At 72.7% G+C, this 15,383-nt stretch carries 13 protein-coding genes; 8 read left to right on the top strand and 5 right to left on the bottom strand.

Annotated elements, in window-relative coordinates:
- Positions 1 to 149 precede the first annotated feature (149 nt).
- The 8 genes from ACGFIA_RS21565 to ACGFIA_RS21530 are packed head-to-tail and all read left to right on the top strand — an operon-like array spanning position 150 to position 8,784.
- Complete coding sequence (locus tag ACGFIA_RS21565; protein WP_357389345.1) at positions 150 to 1,676, top strand: PLP-dependent aminotransferase family protein; 1,527 nt, start codon at positions 150 to 152, stop codon at positions 1,674 to 1,676.
- 11 nt (positions 1,677 to 1,687) lie between these two features.
- A complete protein-coding gene (locus ACGFIA_RS21560; RefSeq protein ID WP_357389347.1) occupies positions 1,688 to 2,932 on the top strand; it encodes a M20 family metallopeptidase in 1,245 nt (414 codons plus the stop codon).
- A complete protein-coding gene (locus ACGFIA_RS21555; protein WP_357389349.1) occupies positions 2,929 to 4,371 on the top strand; it encodes an aldehyde dehydrogenase family protein in 1,443 nt (480 codons plus the stop codon). The genes ACGFIA_RS21560 and ACGFIA_RS21555 overlap by 4 nt, the downstream gene beginning before the upstream one ends.
- 22 nt (positions 4,372 to 4,393) lie before the next feature.
- On the top strand, positions 4,394 to 5,338 hold the full coding sequence (locus tag ACGFIA_RS21550; protein WP_393261651.1) for an ABC transporter permease: 945 nt from the start codon (positions 4,394 to 4,396) through the stop codon (positions 5,336 to 5,338).
- On the top strand, positions 5,335 to 6,219 hold the full coding sequence (locus ACGFIA_RS21545; protein ID WP_357389353.1) for an ABC transporter permease: 885 nt from the start codon (positions 5,335 to 5,337) through the stop codon (positions 6,217 to 6,219). The genes ACGFIA_RS21550 and ACGFIA_RS21545 overlap by 4 nt, the downstream gene beginning before the upstream one ends.
- 5 nt (positions 6,220 to 6,224) lie before the next feature.
- Positions 6,225 to 7,211: an ABC transporter ATP-binding protein gene (locus ACGFIA_RS21540; RefSeq protein WP_357389355.1), complete on the top strand. Its 987-nt coding sequence runs from the start codon at positions 6,225 to 6,227 to the stop codon at positions 7,209 to 7,211.
- The gene (locus ACGFIA_RS21535; protein ID WP_357389357.1) at positions 7,208 to 8,032 is read left to right on the top strand and encodes an ATP-binding cassette domain-containing protein; all 825 of its coding nucleotides are present in this window, start codon (positions 7,208 to 7,210) and stop codon (positions 8,030 to 8,032) included. Before ACGFIA_RS21540 ends, ACGFIA_RS21535 begins: the two co-directional genes overlap by 4 nt.
- A complete protein-coding gene (locus ACGFIA_RS21530; RefSeq protein ID WP_357389359.1) occupies positions 8,029 to 8,784 on the top strand; it encodes an SDR family oxidoreductase in 756 nt (251 codons plus the stop codon). The genes ACGFIA_RS21535 and ACGFIA_RS21530 overlap by 4 nt, the downstream gene beginning before the upstream one ends.
- 77 nt (positions 8,785 to 8,861) lie before the next feature.
- Here the strand turns inward: ACGFIA_RS21530 and ACGFIA_RS21525 are convergent, their stop codons facing one another.
- The 5 genes from ACGFIA_RS21525 to ACGFIA_RS21505 all read right to left on the bottom strand — a co-directional run bounded on the left by ACGFIA_RS21525 (position 8,862) and on the right by ACGFIA_RS21505 (position 15,286).
- Positions 8,862 to 10,145, bottom strand: coding sequence for a dihydrolipoamide acetyltransferase family protein (locus tag ACGFIA_RS21525; protein ID WP_357390824.1), 1,284 nt, complete (start codon positions 10,143 to 10,145; stop codon positions 8,862 to 8,864).
- A 14-nt stretch (positions 10,146 to 10,159) separates the two neighbouring features.
- Entirely contained in the window at positions 10,160 to 11,128 is a 969-nt protein-coding gene (locus ACGFIA_RS21520; protein ID WP_357473596.1) for an alpha-ketoacid dehydrogenase subunit beta, read from the bottom strand.
- A 27-nt stretch (positions 11,129 to 11,155) separates the two neighbouring features.
- Positions 11,156 to 12,286 carry a thiamine pyrophosphate-dependent enzyme gene (locus ACGFIA_RS21515; RefSeq protein WP_357480516.1) on the bottom strand — a complete coding sequence of 377 codons (1,131 nt, stop codon included), beginning with the start codon at positions 12,284 to 12,286 and terminating at the stop codon, positions 11,156 to 11,158.
- Positions 12,287 to 12,400: 114 nt separating this feature from the next.
- Positions 12,401 to 13,732, bottom strand: coding sequence for an aspartate aminotransferase family protein (locus ACGFIA_RS21510; RefSeq protein WP_357390818.1), 1,332 nt, complete (start codon positions 13,730 to 13,732; stop codon positions 12,401 to 12,403).
- A 21-nt stretch (positions 13,733 to 13,753) separates the two neighbouring features.
- Complete coding sequence (locus ACGFIA_RS21505; RefSeq protein WP_393261644.1) at positions 13,754 to 15,286, bottom strand: CoA-acylating methylmalonate-semialdehyde dehydrogenase; 1,533 nt, start codon at positions 15,284 to 15,286, stop codon at positions 13,754 to 13,756.
- Positions 15,287 to 15,383 lie beyond the last annotated feature (97 nt).

Here is a 15,383-nt window from a genome sequence, read left to right as displayed (position 1 = left end):
TGCCATCGCCCGGCCAAGCGTGGCGGGAACGGGCCCTCCGCAACAGGTCCAGGTCTCCGGCTAGGCTAGTACCAGCGGGACGCGGATGGCGTGTGCGAGGCGTGCGACGACGGGACTGGGCGAGACCCCCGCGGGAGTGGGAGGTCGAGGTGGCGGACTTCCTGCTGCCGGTCAACCCGCAGAGCACGGTTCCGCTCTACGAGCAGATCATCACCGGGCTCGAGGACGCGATCCTCGCCGGGCAGTACGACGACGGCCCGCTGCCGAGCACGCGCCGCCTGGCCGAGTCGCTCGGCGTCTCCCGGAACACGGTGCTGACCGCGTACGACCGGCTCATGGAGCAGGGCCTCATCGTGACGGTCCCGCGGCGCGGTCTCTACGTCTCCTCCGACGCGGTGGTGCGGATGCGGGCCGCGCGGCGGACCGCCCGCTCGCCGATGCGGCCGATCGACTGGGAGTCGCGGCTGCCGGAACCGCCCCCCACGCCTGTGCACCGGGATCCGGCCTGGGCGCGGGCGCCGTTCCCGTTCGTGGTCGGCCAGCCCGACCCCAGCATGTTCCCGATCGGCGCGTGGGAACGGGCGCAGCGTGAGGCGCTGCGGCAGGACGGGCTGTCCCGGGTCATCGGGGACGCCGGCCAGGCCGACGACCCGGAGCTGGTGCGTCAGCTCTGCGAGCACGTGCTGCCCGCGCGCGGCATCTCCGCGCACCCCGACCAGGTGATGATCACGCTGGGTTCGACGCACGCGCTGCACCTGCTGGCGAGCGTCCTGGTCCGGCCGGGCAGCGTGGTGCTGGTCGAGGACCCGGGCTACCCCGACGCGCGGACGATCATGCAGATGGCCGGCGCCGACGTGGTGCCCGGCCGGGTCGACGAGGACGGCCTGGTCGTCGAGGACCTGCCGGCCGACCTGCACGGCGCCCAGCTGGTGTACGTCACGCCGAGCCACCAGTATCCGACCGGCGCGACCATGTCGGCGTCCCGGCGGGAGGAGCTGCTGCGCCGGGCCGGCGCGGCGGACGCGGTGGTGATCGAGGACGACTACGACCCGGAGATGACGTTCCGGGGGATGCCCGCGGTGGCGGTGCGGGCGCTGGACGACGAGGACCGCGTCGTCTACCTCGGCAGCTTCAGCAAGCTGCTGGCGCCCGGGCTGCGGCTCGGCTACGTGGTGGCGTCCCCGGCGCTGGTGGACGCCATGCGGGCCCGCTCCCGCTACGTGCTGCGGCACCCGCCCGGCCCGATGCAACGGGCCCTCGCGCAGATGATCGCCAGCCGGGACCTGGCCCGTCACGTACGCCGCGTCCGCGCGCACTATCAGGGCCTGTACGAGGAGATGGTGCGGGCGGTCGAGCGGCACGTGCGCTGGGGCCCGCAGCCGGTGCCGCGTGGCGGGCTGGCCCGGTGGCTGACCGGCCCGCCCGGGCTGGACGCCGGGGAACTCGCCCGCGAGCTGCGCCGGCAGGGTGTCCTGCTCGACCCCGGGGCGCCGTACTGGGCCGCCCGGCCCGCGCCGCGTCACCACCTGCGGCTGGGGTACCAGGTGATGCCGCTGGACCGCATCGACGAGGGGGTGCGGCGGGTCGCCGCGGCCGTAGAAGACCAGGTCCGGCCAGGGCTGGTACCCCCGCCGGCCCGGAAACTGGACGTTCCCCTTCGGGGTCGGAGTTCGTAACCTCCGACGCCATGACGTCGGACACCCATGCCTCACTCCGCGCCGGCCATCTCGTCGACGAGCAAGCCGTCGTGTCGCTCACCCAGGACCTGGTCCGCATCCCCTCGACCTGGGACGCGGAGCGCGGGCGCAGTGAGCAGCCCGTGGCGGAACTCGTCGCGGAGGTCATGCGGGGCTTCGGGTGGCGGCCGGAGGTCACCGAGGTCGTTCCCGGGCGCCCCAACGTCGTCGCGGTGGTGGACGGTGGTCTGCCCGGCCCGACGCTGATGTTCGAGGGGCACACCGACGTCGTCACCGAGGGCTCTGTCGAGGAATGGACGGTCGACCCGTTCGGCGGCGACATCGTCGACGGGCGGCTGTACGGTCGCGGCTCCGCCGACATGAAGGCCGGTGTCGCCGCGATGATCCACGCGACCCGGGCCGTCGAGCTGGCCGGGCCGTTCCCGGGCCGGATCGTGGTGGCGGCCCTGGTGGACGAGGAGGGCCAGATGCTCGGCGCGAAGCACTTCACCACGACCGCGCTGGCCCGCGAGGTGGACGCCGCGATCATCTGTGAGCCGGAGGCGGAGGAGATCTGCGCGGTCGCCAAGGGCGCGGTCCGGCTGCTCGTCACCTGTACCGGCAAGATGGCGCACGGCGCGATGCCGCAGCACGGCCGCAACCCCGTGCCCGCGGTCGCCGAGCTGGTCGCCGCGCTCGGCCGGTTCCAGCAGGAGCTGCAGGCGGACCCGGGTGAGCACGAGCACCTCGGCCCGACGTACCTGACCCCCACGGTCCTGGACGCCGGTTCCGCCGACCAGCTCAACGTCATCCCCGGCCGCGCCGTGCTCGGCGTGGACTGCCGGACCGTACCCGGTGTCGACCACGCCGCCCTGGCCGCGCGCGTCCGCTCCGACGCCGACGCCATCGGCGCCCGGCACGGCGTCACCTTCGCCGTCGAGGTCGTCGACGACAGGCCGTGCGCGGTCACCCCGGAGGACCACCCGATCTCGCTCGCCGTGGCCGGCGCGCACCGCGCCGTCACCGGCGCCGAGCCGGTCTTCGGCGGCGTGCCCGGCGCGACCGACGGCACGATCCTGTGGCGTGACAGCGGCATCCCGAACGTGGTGTACGGCCCGGGTCCGAAGTGGATCGCCCACCAGCCCGACGAGTACGTCGAGGTCGACGACATCGTCCGCAAGACGAAGGTGTACGCCGACGCGGCGCTCGCCTTCCTCACCGGCACCACCGGCGCCCGGGCGGGAGCGGCGTCGTGACCGCGCGGGAGCTGCTGACCGCGCTGCCCGCCGGGCTGCCGATCGGCGCGGACTGGACCACCACCGCGCAGACCGCCCCGGTGCGGTTCCCGTACGACGGCAGCACTGTGATCCAGGCGCCCTGGGGTGACCCCACCGACGCGGAGAAGGCGGTCGAGGCGGCGCTCGGGGTCGCCGCGGAGATGGCCGCCCTGCCCGGCCACCGGCGGCGCGCGATCCTGACGACAGTCGCCGCCGAGGTGCGCGCCCGCGCCGACGACCTCGCCGAGCTGCTGGTCCTGGAGACCGGCAAGCCGCTTGTCGACTGCCGGGTCGAGGTGGCCCGCACGCTCGTCACGCTGGAGACGGCCGCCGAGGAGGTCGGGCACCTGACCGGCGAGACGGTGGCGCTGGACATGCAGCCGTCCGGCGAGGGCATGCTCGGCTTCTGGGTACGCCGCCCGGTCGGTGTCGTCGTCGGCATCACCGGGTTCAACTACCCGCTGCTGCTGGCCGCCCACAAGGTCGCCCCGTCGGTGGCGGCGGGCTGTCCGGTGATCGTCAAGCCGGCGCCGAACACGCCGCTGGCCACCCTGGTGCTCGTCGACCTGTTCCGCCGGGCCGGCTGCCCGGCCGCCGGGGTCCAGCTCGTCACAGGTGGTGTCGAGGTCGGCAAGCTCCTGACCACGCACCCCGGCGTCGCCGCCGTGTCGTTCACCGGCTCGGCGCACGTCGGCCACCAGATCGCCCGCGCCGCGGCCCCGCGCAAGGTGCTGCTGGAACTCGGGTCCAACGCGGCGCTCGTCGTCGGCCGCGACGCCGACCTCGACCGGGCCGCCGAGGCCGTCGTACGGGGCGGGTTCTACGCCTCCGGCCAGGCGTGCATCAGCGTGCAGCGGGTGATCGTCGAGGAGCCGGTCCGCGAGGCGCTGCTGGAACGCCTCCGGCCGCTGCTGGCCACTGTCACCACCGGCGACCCCCGGTCCGCCGACACCCGGGTGTCCGCGCTGGTGGACGAGGCGTCCACCGAGCGGGTCCACTCGTGGGTGGACCGCGCGGTCGCCGCCGGGGCGCGCTGCCTGTCCGGCGGTACGGCGCAGGGCCGGGTGCTGCAACCGACAGTGCTCGTCGACGTCCCCGAGGACGCCGAGTGCTGGGCGGAGGAGATCTTCGGCCCGGTGGTCTGCGTCCGGTCGGTGCCGGACATGGACGCGGCGGTCGAGCTGGTCAACAGGTCGCGTTACGGGCTCCAGGCCGCTGTCTTCACCCGTGACCTGGCGGTCGCCCTCGACGTCGTGCGCCGCCTCGACGTGGGCGGGGTGCTGGTGAACGAGGTGCCCGGCTTCCGCGCCGACAACATGCCGTACGGCGGCGTCAAGGACTCCGGCATCGGCCGGGAGGGACCGCGCTTCGCCATGGAGGAGCTGACCGTGACCAAGATGGTGATGATCAGGCCATGACTCGGAGTGGGAGCACACACGCATGGTGATCTACTTCGTCCGGCGGCTGGCCATCCTCGCGGTCTCGCTGTTCGCCGCGTCCGTCCTCGTCTTCACGATGCTGGCGCTGCTGCCGGGCGACCAGGCGCAGGCGATGCTCGGCGTGAACGCCACGCTGGAGGCGCTGGAGGCGCTGCGGGAGCAGTTCGGGACGAACCGGCCGTTCACCGAGCGGTACCTCGACTGGGCCGGCGGCCTGATCCGCGGTGACTTCGGCGTCTCGCCGCTCAGCGGCGTGTCGGTGGGCTCGGAGATCGCCGACAAGCTCGGCGTCACCGTGCCGCTCATCCTCGCCGGGATGACGCTGGCGCTGCTCATCGCAGTGCCGCTGGGCATCCTGGCGGCGGTGAAGAGCCGCACCGCCATCGGTACGGCGTTGTCGGCGTTCAGCCAGGTCGGCATCGCGGTCCCCTCGTTCTGGCTGGGCATCCTGCTCATCACCGTGTTCGCGGTGAAACTCCAGTGGCTGCCCGCCGGCGGGTTCACCGGCTGGGACGACGTCGGCGACGCCGTCCAGGCCCTGCTGATGCCGGCCCTGGCCCTCGGCGTGGCCCAGGGCGCGATCCTGATGCGCTACGTCCGCTCCGCGGTGGTCGAGGTCATGCAGGAGGACTTCATCCAGACCGCGCGGGCCAAGGGACTCAGCCGCTCGCAGGCGCTGACCCGGCACGCGCTGCGCAACGCCGCCATCCCGGTCATCACCGTCCTCGGCCTGCAACTCGCGACGCTGCTCATCGGCACCGTCGTGATCGAGAACGTCTTCGGCCTGCCCGGCCTCGGCCGGATGCTGTTGCAGGACGTCGGCAACCGCGACCTGCTGAAGGTGCAGGGCACGGTCATGGTGCTCACGGCGGCGGTGCTTCTGATCAACTTCCTGGTCGACGTGGTGTACCACGCGGTCGACCCCAGGCTGAGGAGCAAGGCATGACATCAGTCGCCGACGCCCCACCGGACGCCACCGCCGACGTCGTCGCGTCCGGCCCCGGCAAGCCGCGCCGTCGCTGGAACCTCACGCTGGTGATCGGCGCCGCCCTGGTGGGACTGGTCGTCCTCACCGCGCTGGTGTCGTTCGTCTGGACGCCGTACGACCCGACCCGGGTCGACCCGGCCAACACCCTGCTGGCCCCGGGCGGCGACTACTGGCTCGGCACCGACCACTTCGGGCGGGACATCGTCAGCCAGCTGCTCGTCGGCGCGCGGACCACCCTGTTCGTCGGTGTCGTCGCCGTCGCGATCGCCGCGGCGATCGGCGTACCGCTGGGTCTGCTCGCCGCCGGCGGTGGGCGCTGGCTCAGCGAACCGGTGATGCGGGGGCTGGACATCGTCTTCGCCTTCCCGGCCATCCTGCTGGCGATCATCCTGGCGGCCGGCTTCGGCGCCTCCACGCTCACCGGCATGATCGCCATCGGCGTCGCCAACGTCCCGGTGTTCGGCCGCCTCACCCGGGCCGGCGCGATGCAGGTGCTGCAGAGCGACTTCGTGCTGGCGGCGCGCAGCTACGGCCGCCGGGGCGTGGTGCTCATGGTGCGGTACGTGCTGCCGAACATCGCGGCCCTGCTCATCGTGCAGGCGTCGGTGTCGTTCGCGCACGCGGTGCTCGCCGAGGCGGCGCTGTCCTACCTCGGGTACGGCACCCCGCCGCCGACCCCCACCTGGGGCCGGATGCTCCAGGAGGCGCAGAACTACTTCGTCGTACAGCCGATGCTCGCGGTCTGGCCCGGTCTGGCCATCGCCCTGTCGGTGCTCGGTTTCAACCTCATGGGCGACGGGCTGCGCGACGCCCTCGACCCGCGGCTGAGAGGACGGTGACCGGGATGAGTGGGCTCGTGGTGGAGGACCTCGTCGTCAGTGTCCACGACATCCAGGCCGTCAAGGGTGTCTCGTTCGAGATCGGGCGGGGCCGCCGGATGGGGCTCATCGGCGAGTCCGGCTGCGGCAAGTCGCTGACCGCGCTCGCGCTGATGGGCCTGCTGCCGCACGGCGTGACGGCGTCCGGGCGGGTGCTGCTGAACGGCCGTAACCTGCTCGACCTGTCCGACAAGCAGATGTGCGCGGTCCGTGGCAACGACATCGCCATGGTGTTCCAGGAGCCGATGACGGCGCTGAACCCGCTGATGCGGGTCGGCAACCAGGTCGCCGAGTCGCTGCGGCTGCACAAGGGGATGAGCCGCGGGGCGGCCGCCGCCCGCGCCGTCGAGCTGCTCGACCGGGTCCAGCTGCCCGAACCGGACCGCACCGCGCGCAAGTACCCCCACCAGCTCTCCGGCGGTCAGCGCCAGCGCGTCGTCCTGGCGATCGCGCTGGCCTGCGACCCCGCCGTGCTGATCGCTGACGAGCCCACCACCGCGCTGGACGTCACCGTGCAGGCGGAGATGCTGCGGCTGATGGACACGCTGGTGCGAGAGGAGGGCGCGTCGCTGCTGCTCATCACGCACGACCTGCCCGTCGTCGCCAGCATCTGCCAGGAACTGCTCGTCATGTACGGCGGCTCGATCGTCGAGCACGGCGACGTGGCCACCGTGTTCGACTCGCCCCGGCACCCGTACACGGCGGGCCTGCGGGCGTCGACGGTGCTGGAGAGCACCGACGGCAGCGGCCGGCTGTCGACCATCCCGGGCCGGGTTCCGTCGCTCGGGTCGTTCCCCACCGGGTGCGTGTACCGCAACCGCTGCCCGCGCGCCGACGACGTCTGCCGGACCGTGCCGCTGCTGACCGCGCCGCCCGGCAGCACCCAGCGGGCGGCCTGCCACCACCCGATCGAGAGCGACCAGCCCCTAGGAAGCGGGAAGGCCAGCGCATGACCACCACCCCGTTGCTGGAAGCCGTCGACGTGGTACGCGAGTACCGCGCCCCGCGGCGGTCGCTGCGTACGCCGGGACAGCCGATCCGCGCGCTCGACGGCGTGAGCGTGCAGGTCCACGAGGGCGAGGCGTTCGGCATCGTGGGGGAGAGCGGCTCCGGCAAGTCCACCCTGTCGCGCATCCTCATGGCCCTCGACCAGCCGACCTCCGGCGCCGCGTTCTACCAGGGGCAGCGGATCAGCGGCCTGCCGGAGCGGCGGCTCGGGTTCCTGCGCCGCGACGTGCAGATGGTGTTGCAGGACCCGATGTCGTCGCTGAACCCGCGCATGCGCGTCGCGGACATCGTCGCGGAGCCGATGCGCGCGTTGCGCCTGCCCGGTGACCACCGGGCCCGCGTGGCCGAGCTGATGCACTCGGTGGGCCTGCCCGAGGAGGCGGTGACCCGCTACCCGCACCAGTTCTCCGGCGGCCAGCGCCAGCGCATCGCGATCGCCCGCGCCCTCGCGGCCGGGCCGAAGGTCATCGTGGGCGACGAGCCGGTCAGCGCGCTCGACGTGTCGGTGCGCGCGCAGATCCTCAACCTGCTCACCGACCTGGCCGAGCAGTTCAAGCTGACCCTGATCCTGGTCTCCCACGACCTGTCCGTCGTCCGGTACCTGTGCGACCGGATCGCGGTGATGAACCAGGGCCGGATCGTCGAGACGGGTGACACCGAATCGATCTACTCCGACCCTCAGCACCCCTACACCCAGAGGCTGCTGTCCGCGGTGCCCACCCTGAGCGGCGACCTCCTGGACCGATTCAACAGGAGCAGCACATGAGGTTGGTTGACCGCGTCGCCGTCGTCACCGGAGGCGCCAGCGGCATCGGGCTGGCCACAGTCGGCCGGCTCGTCGAGGAGGGCGCGCGCGTCGTCATCGCCGACCTCGACGGCGACCGCGCCGCGAAGGCAGCCGCCGAGTTCGGCTCCGCCGTGACCGGCGTGGCCTGCGACGTCACCCGCGCCGAGGACTGCCGCGCCGCCGTGGAGACCGCCGTCGAGCGGTTCGGCCGGCTCGACCTCATGCACGCCAACGCCGGTACGCCGTTCACCGGCCCGGTCGACGAGGTCGACCAGGCGACGTTGGACCGCGTCATCGACGTCAACCTCAAGGGGGCGTTCTGGACCGCGCAGGCCGCCGTGCCCGCGCTGATCGCCGCCGGTGGCGGCGCGATCGTGTTCACCGCGTCCCTCCAGGCCGTCATCGCCCGTCCCCGGTACGCGCCGTACACCGCAGCCAAGCACGGCGTCATCGGCCTGATGAAGGCGCTGGCGCTGGAACTCGCGCCGCATGGCATCCGGGTCAACGCGATCGCCCCGGCGGCGACCGAGACGCCGATGCTCTCGGCGTTCCTGGGCGGGATGGGCGACGTGCCGGACAGCGCGCGGGAGAACTTCCGGGCGTCGATCCCGCTGGGCCGCATGGCGACGCCGCGCGACTCCGCCGACGCGGTGGTGTTCCTCGCCAGCGACGAGGCGCGGATGGTCACCGGCCACACGCTCGTCCTCGACGGCGGCACCACGGCCGGCTGACGCGTACGCGGCCGCTCGTACGACGACGGCGCGTGGACGGACCCGGGTCCCGTCCACGCGCCGTTCGTCTGCCGGCCTCAGCGCAGGGCCAGGCCCCACAGCGGATCCTCCAGGAACCGCCCGACGTGGGCGAGTACCCGGCTGCCCAGTTCCCCGTCCACCAGCCGGTGGTCGAACGACAGCGACAACTGCGCGGTCCAGCGGGGGACGACCTGCTCGTCGACCACCCACGGCATCCGGCGCAGCGCGCCGAGGCAGAGGATGGCCGCCTCACCGGGGTTGAGGATCGGGGTGCCGGCGTCCACCCCGAACACACCGATGTTGGTGATGGTGACGGTGCCGCCGGCCAGGTCGGCGGGACGGGTGCGGCCCTCCCGCGCGGTGGCCGCCAGCTCGTTCAGGGCGACCGCGAGGTCCCGTACCGGAAGGTTCTGCGCGGCCTTGATGTTCGGCACCAGCAGGCCGCGCGGCGTCGCGGCGGCGATACCCAGGTTGACGTCGGCGAACCGGACGATCTCCTGGTTCTCCTCGTCCCACCGGGCGTTGACGTCCGGGTGCCGGCGGATCGCGTCCAGCAGGGCCAGGGACGCCACGAGCAGCGGGCTGACCTTCACCCCCTGGAACGCCGGGTCCTGCTTCAGCCGGTCCACGAACTCCACGGTGCCGGTCATGTCGACGGTGAGGAACTCGGTGACGTGCGGCGCGGTGAACGCGCTGGCGACCATGGCGGCGGCGGTCGCCTTGCGGACCCCGCGCACGGGCAGGCGCTCGTCCCGGCGGTGGTCGGCCGCCAGTGCCGGGCCGGTGGTGTGGTCGAGCAGGTCCTGGCGGGTGATCCGGCCGTCGGGGCCGCTGCCGCGCACGTCCGCCAGCTCCACACCGAGGTCCCTGGCGAGCTTGCGCAGCGGCGGCTTGGTGAGCACCGGCGGCCGGGACGTGTGCGCCGGGCGGGAGGTGTCGGCCGGACGGACGGACGGGGTGCGACGTGGCCGGCGTGTCCGGGCCTGCGCGGACACCCCGTAGCCCACGAGCACCGCGGTGCGCTCCGCGGGCGGCTCGTCGGCGGACGTTTCGTCGGCGGGCGGCGCGGCGGCGGGCTCGTCGGCGGCCGGGCCGTCGCCCGCCACCCGGATCGCGATGATCGGCGAGCCGACCTCGACTGTCTGCCCCTCCTCGGCGAAAAGGCGGTCCACCACACCGGCGTACGGGCTGGGCAGCTCGACCACCGCCTTGGCGGTCTCGATGTCCACGATGACGTCGTTGAGGCGTACCGGGTGGCCCGGCGCGACCCGCCAGGTGACGATCTCGGCCTCGGTGAGCCCTTCGCCGACGTCGGGCAGGCGGAACTGCTGAACGGTCACTGCTCCTTCTCCCTTCACGCGGCCAGGACGCGGTCGACGGCGTCGAGGATCCGGTCCAGGTCGGGCAGGTACTCCTCCTCGACCTTCGCGGGCGGGTACGGCAGGTTGAAGCCGCCGACCCGCTCGACCGGCGCCTCCAGCGAGTAGAAGCACCGGCTGGTCACCTGCGCGACGACCTCGGCACCGAACCCGGCGAACGTGGGGGCCTCGTGGACCACCACCGCCCGGCCGGTACGGCGGACCGACTCCTCGATGGTCGCCACGTCCAGCGGGGAGATGGACCGCAGGTCGATCACCTCGATGTCGCGGCCCTCCGGTGCGGCCGCCTCGGCGGCGGCGACGCAGGTGGCGACGGTGCCCCCGTACGTCAGCAGCGTCACGTCGGTGCCCGGCCGCACGGTCCGGGCGCGGTCCAGCGGCAGCGGCGGCCCGGCGGTTGTCACCTCGCCCTTGACCCAGTAGCGGCGCTTCGGTTCGTAGAAGATGACCGGGTCGTCACCGGCGAGGGCCTGGCGGATCATCCAGTGCGCGTCGTCCGGGCTGGCGCAGTAGACGACCCGCAGCCCGGCGGTGTGCGCGAAGTACGCCTCGTTCGACTCGCTGTGGTGCTCCACCGCGCCGATGCCGCCGCCGACCGGGATCCGCACCACCACCGGCAGGGCGGTACGGCCGCCGGTGCGGGCGCGCATCTTGGCGAGCTGGGAGACGATCTGGTTGAACGCCGGGTAGACGAAGCCGTCGAACTGGATCTCGCAGACCGGGCGGTACCCGCGCAGCGCCAAACCGATGGCGGTGCCGATGATCCCGGACTCGGCGAGCGTGGTGTCCACCACCCGGGCTTCACCGAAGTCCTTCTGGAGGCCGTCGGTGACCCGGAAGACGCCGCCGAGCCGGCCGACGTCCTCGCCCATCAGGAGGACCTTGTCGTCGTCCTCCATGGCGCGGCGCAGGCCTGAGTTCAGTGCCTGAGAGAGGGTGAGCATGAAACGTGTTCTCCGATCGGGCGGGCGTCAGTCGAGGAAGGAGGCGCGGTAGGCGACGAACGCGTCGCGCTCCTCCCGCAGCAGCTGGGGCACGTCAGCCAGCACCGTGGCGAAGGCGTCCGCGAGGTCCGGCGCCGCCAGCGCCAGGCACTCCCGGCGGGTACGGTCGGCGATCTCGTCCGCCTCGGCCTGGACCTCGCCGAGGAACGCCTCGTCGCTCCAGCCCTCGGCGCGCATCAGCGCCTCGACCCGGGCCAGCGGATCCCGCGCCCGCCAGGTCTCCAGCTCGTCGTCGGTGCGGTACCGGGTCGGGTCGTCCGACGTGCTGTGCCCGCCCATCCGGTACGTGGTGGCCTCGACGATCGCGGGGCCGTTGCCGGACCGGGCGTGCTCGGTGACCGCGGACGTCACCGCGTACACCGCCAGCACGTCGTTGCCGTCGACCCACTCGCCGCGCAGGCCGAACCCGGCGCCGCGCCGGTGGATCGGCGTACGGGTCTGCGACGACGTGGGAGTGGAGATGGCCCACTGGTTGTTCTGGCAGAAGAACACCATCGGGGCGTCGTTGACGGCGGCGATGTTCATCGCCTCGCTCGCGTCGCCCTCGCTCGCGGCGCCGTCACCGAAGTACGTCACGACCACCGTGTCGCTGCCGTCGCGCTGCACGCCGAGCGCGTACCCGGTGGCGTGCAGCAGCTGAGCGGCCAGGACCAGCGTGTAGATGTGGAACGAGTACGGCTCCGGATCCCAGCCGCTGTGCGCGACACCGCGCCACTGGCGCAGCAGGTCGGCCGGGCCGATGCCGCGCCACAGCGCCGCGGCGTGCTCCCGGTAGCTCGGGAAGACGTAGTCGTCGGCGCGTACCGCCGCGACGGAGCCGACCTGGGCGGCCTCCTGGCCGCGGCACTGCAACCACAGGCCCAGCTCGCCCTGTCGCTGCAACGCGAACGCCTCGTCGTCGAGGCGGCGCGCGAGCCGCATCCCCCGGTACAGGTCACGGGTGAGCCGGCCGAGGGCGTCGTGGTCGGCGTCCACGTCCGGGTGCAGGCGCCCGTCCGGGGTGACGAGCTGGGTCCAGCCCTCGGACGTACGCGGAAGGCCGGTGGTGCCGGCGAAGGGGTTGGTGACCGGTGGGTCGGCGAGATCTACGGTAGTCATTCGTCACCTTCTGGGTGCGGGGTCTCCGCGTCACCGGGGTCGCCGGCCGTCTCGCGGATCTCGGATACGGGACCGCCCGCCGGGGTGGACCCGGCGGGCGGTGTGGGCGTTGCCTCAGACCGTGTGGCGGTCGGCGAGTGTCAGCGCCTCGTCGAGGATCGCCAGGCCCGCCTTGGCCTCCGTCTCCGACACGGTGCACGGCGGCACCACGTGGATCCGGTTGAAGTTCGCGAACGCGACCAGGCCGCCCCGCTTGCACGCGGCCAGCACCTCGTTCATCTCCGGCGACGACGACCCGTACGGCGCCAGCGGCTCCTTCGTCTCGCGGTCGCGCACCAGTTCCAGCGCCCAGAACACGCCGAGCCCGCGTACGTCACCGACGCTCGGGTGCCGGTCGGCGAGGTCGCGCAGCCCCGGGCCCAGCACGTCGGCGCCGATCGTGGCGGCGTTCTCGACGATCCGCTCGTCCCGCATCACGTTGATGGTCGCGACGGCGGCGGCGGTGGCCAGCGGGTGACCGGAGTAGGTCAGGCCGCCCGGGTAGGCGCGGTCGGCGAACGTCTCGGCGACGTGCTCGGCGATCACCACACCGCCGAGCGGGACGTAACCGGAGTTCACGCCCTTGGCGAAGGTGATCAGGTCGGGCGTCACGCCGTAGTGGTCCAGCGCGAACCAGGCGCCGGTACGCCCGAAGCCCGCCATCACCTCGTCGGCGATGTAGAGGATGCCGTGCCTGTCGCACAGTTCCCGTACGCCCGCGAGGAAGCCCGGCGGCGGCGGCATGATGCCGGCCGTGCCCGGCACCGTCTCCAGCACGATCGCGGCGATGGTGGACGGGCCCTCCATCTCCACGACGCGTTCGAGGTGGCGCAGCGCGAGCGTGCACTCCTCCTCCTCGGTGGTGGCGCCGAACTCCGACCGGTACCGGAACGGGCCGAAGAAGTGCACCACCCCGGCGGTGCCGTTGTCGCTGGGCCAGCGGCGCGGGTCGCCGGTGAGGTTCACCGCGGTCTGGGTGCCGCCGTGGTAGCTGCGGTACTGCGACAGCACCTTCGGCCGGCCGGTGTGCAGCCGGGCCATCCGGACGGCGTGTTCGATCGCGTCCGCGCCGCCGTTTGTGAAGAAGACCTTGTCCAGGCCGGCCGGGGTCAGCTCGGTGATCAGCCGGGCCGCCTCGCCGCGGACGTCGTTGGCGTAGGACGGCGCGATCGTGCACAGGTGGGCCGCCTGCTCCTGGATCGCCGCGACCACCACCGGGTGCTGGTGGCCGATGTTGGTGTTGACGAGCTGCGACGAGAAGTCCAGGTAGCGGTTCCCGTCACCGTCCCAGAAGTACGACCCCTCGGCGCGCTCGACCACCATCGGGTCGAGCTGCGACTGGGCGGACCAGGAGTGGAAGACGTGCGCGCGGTCCAGCTCGTAGGTGCGGCGTGCGCTGGTGCTCATCGGCGTTCTCTCTTCCGCTGCTCAGACGTTCTCGGGAAAGCCGAGGTTGATGCCGCCGTGGCTGGGGTCGAGCCACCGGGAGGTGACGACCTTGCCGCGGGTGAAGAAGTGCACGCCCTCGGCGCCGTGGGCGTGCGAGTCGCCGAAGAGGCTGTCCTTCCAGCCGCCGAAGGAGTAGTAGGCCATCGGCACCGGGATCGGCACGTTGACGCCGACCATGCCGACCTCGACCTCGTTCTGGTAGCGGCGGGCCGCGCCGCCGTCGTTCGTGAAGATGGCCGTGCCGTTGCCGTACCGGTTGGCGTTCACCAGCGCGAGCGCCTCGTCGTAGCTGCCGACGCGCACCACCGACAGCACCGGCCCGAAGATCTCGTCGGTGTAGACGCTCATCTCCGGCTGCACCCGGTCCAGCAGGCTCGGTCCGAGCCAGAACCCGGACTCGTCGCCGTCGACCCGCACCTCACGGCCGTCCACCACCAGCTCGGCGCCGGCCTCGACGCCCGCGTCGAGGTACGACGCGACGCGGTCGCGGTGCTCCCGGGTGACCAGCGGGCCCATGTCGCAGGAGCGCCGCCCGTCACCGACCTTCAGGGTGGCGATGCGCTCGCGGATCCGGGCCACCAGGTCGTCGGCGACGGGCTCGACGACCACCAGGGCGGAGATCGCCATGCACCGCTCGCCGGCCGAGCCGAAACCGGCGTTCACCGCCGCGTCGGCGGCCAGGTCGAGGTCGGCGTCCGGGAGCACCACCATGTGGTTCTTCGCGCCGCCGAGGGCCTGGACGCGCTTGCCGTTGCGGGTGCCGGTCTCGTAGACGTACCGGGCGATCGGCGTGGAGCCGACGAACGACACCGCCTTGACCTCGGGGTGCTCCAGCAGCCGGTCCACCGCCACCTTGTCGCCGTGCACGACGTTGAACACGCCGGCGGGCAGGCCGGCCCGCTCCCAGAGCCGGGCCACGAGCAGCGACGCCGACGGGTCCTTCTCGCTGGGCTTGAGCACGACGGTGTTCCCCGCCGCGATGGCGATGGGCACGAACCACATCGGGACCATCACCGGGAAGTTGAACGGCGAGATGACGGCGCAGACGCCGACCGGCTGGCGGATCGAGTAGACGTCCACGTTCGTGGAGACGCCCTCGGAGTAGCCGCCCTTGAGCAGGTGCGGGATCCCGCACGCGAACTCGACGACCTCCAGCCCGCGGGTGACCTCGCCGAGGGCGTCCGAGACGACCTTGCCGTGCTCGGCCGTGATCAGCTCGGCCAGCTCCTGCTTGTGCTGGTTGACCAGCTCCCGGAACGCGAACAGCACCTGGGTGCGCTTGGTCAGCGACGAGTTCCGCCAGGAGGTGAACGCGGCGGCGGCGGAGGCGACGGCCTGGTCCACCTCGTCGACCGAGGCCAGCGGCACCTCCGTGCGGACCGCGCCCAGCGCCGGATCGTAGACTGGGGCCGTACGCTCGGTGACGCCGGCGAACGGCTTGCCGTCGATCCAGTGGGTCACCCGCTCCAGCGGGACGGGAGCGGGCACGGTGCCGGGTGCTGTCTGGGTCATGCCCGGATCATCTGCGCTTCCCCAGGTCCGGGCAATGGGCACTGTGTCGTTCCCGTACCCGGGATGCGCACATACTGTGCGCCGAGGGGAAGGGGGA

Origin of the sequence: Micromonospora sp. NPDC049203 (assembly GCF_043197215.1) — a bacterium.
GTDB lineage: Bacteria > Actinomycetota > Actinomycetes > Mycobacteriales > Micromonosporaceae > Micromonospora.
Note: the sequence above shows the minus strand (reverse complement) of the source record. Positions and strands in the feature narration are given on the sequence as shown.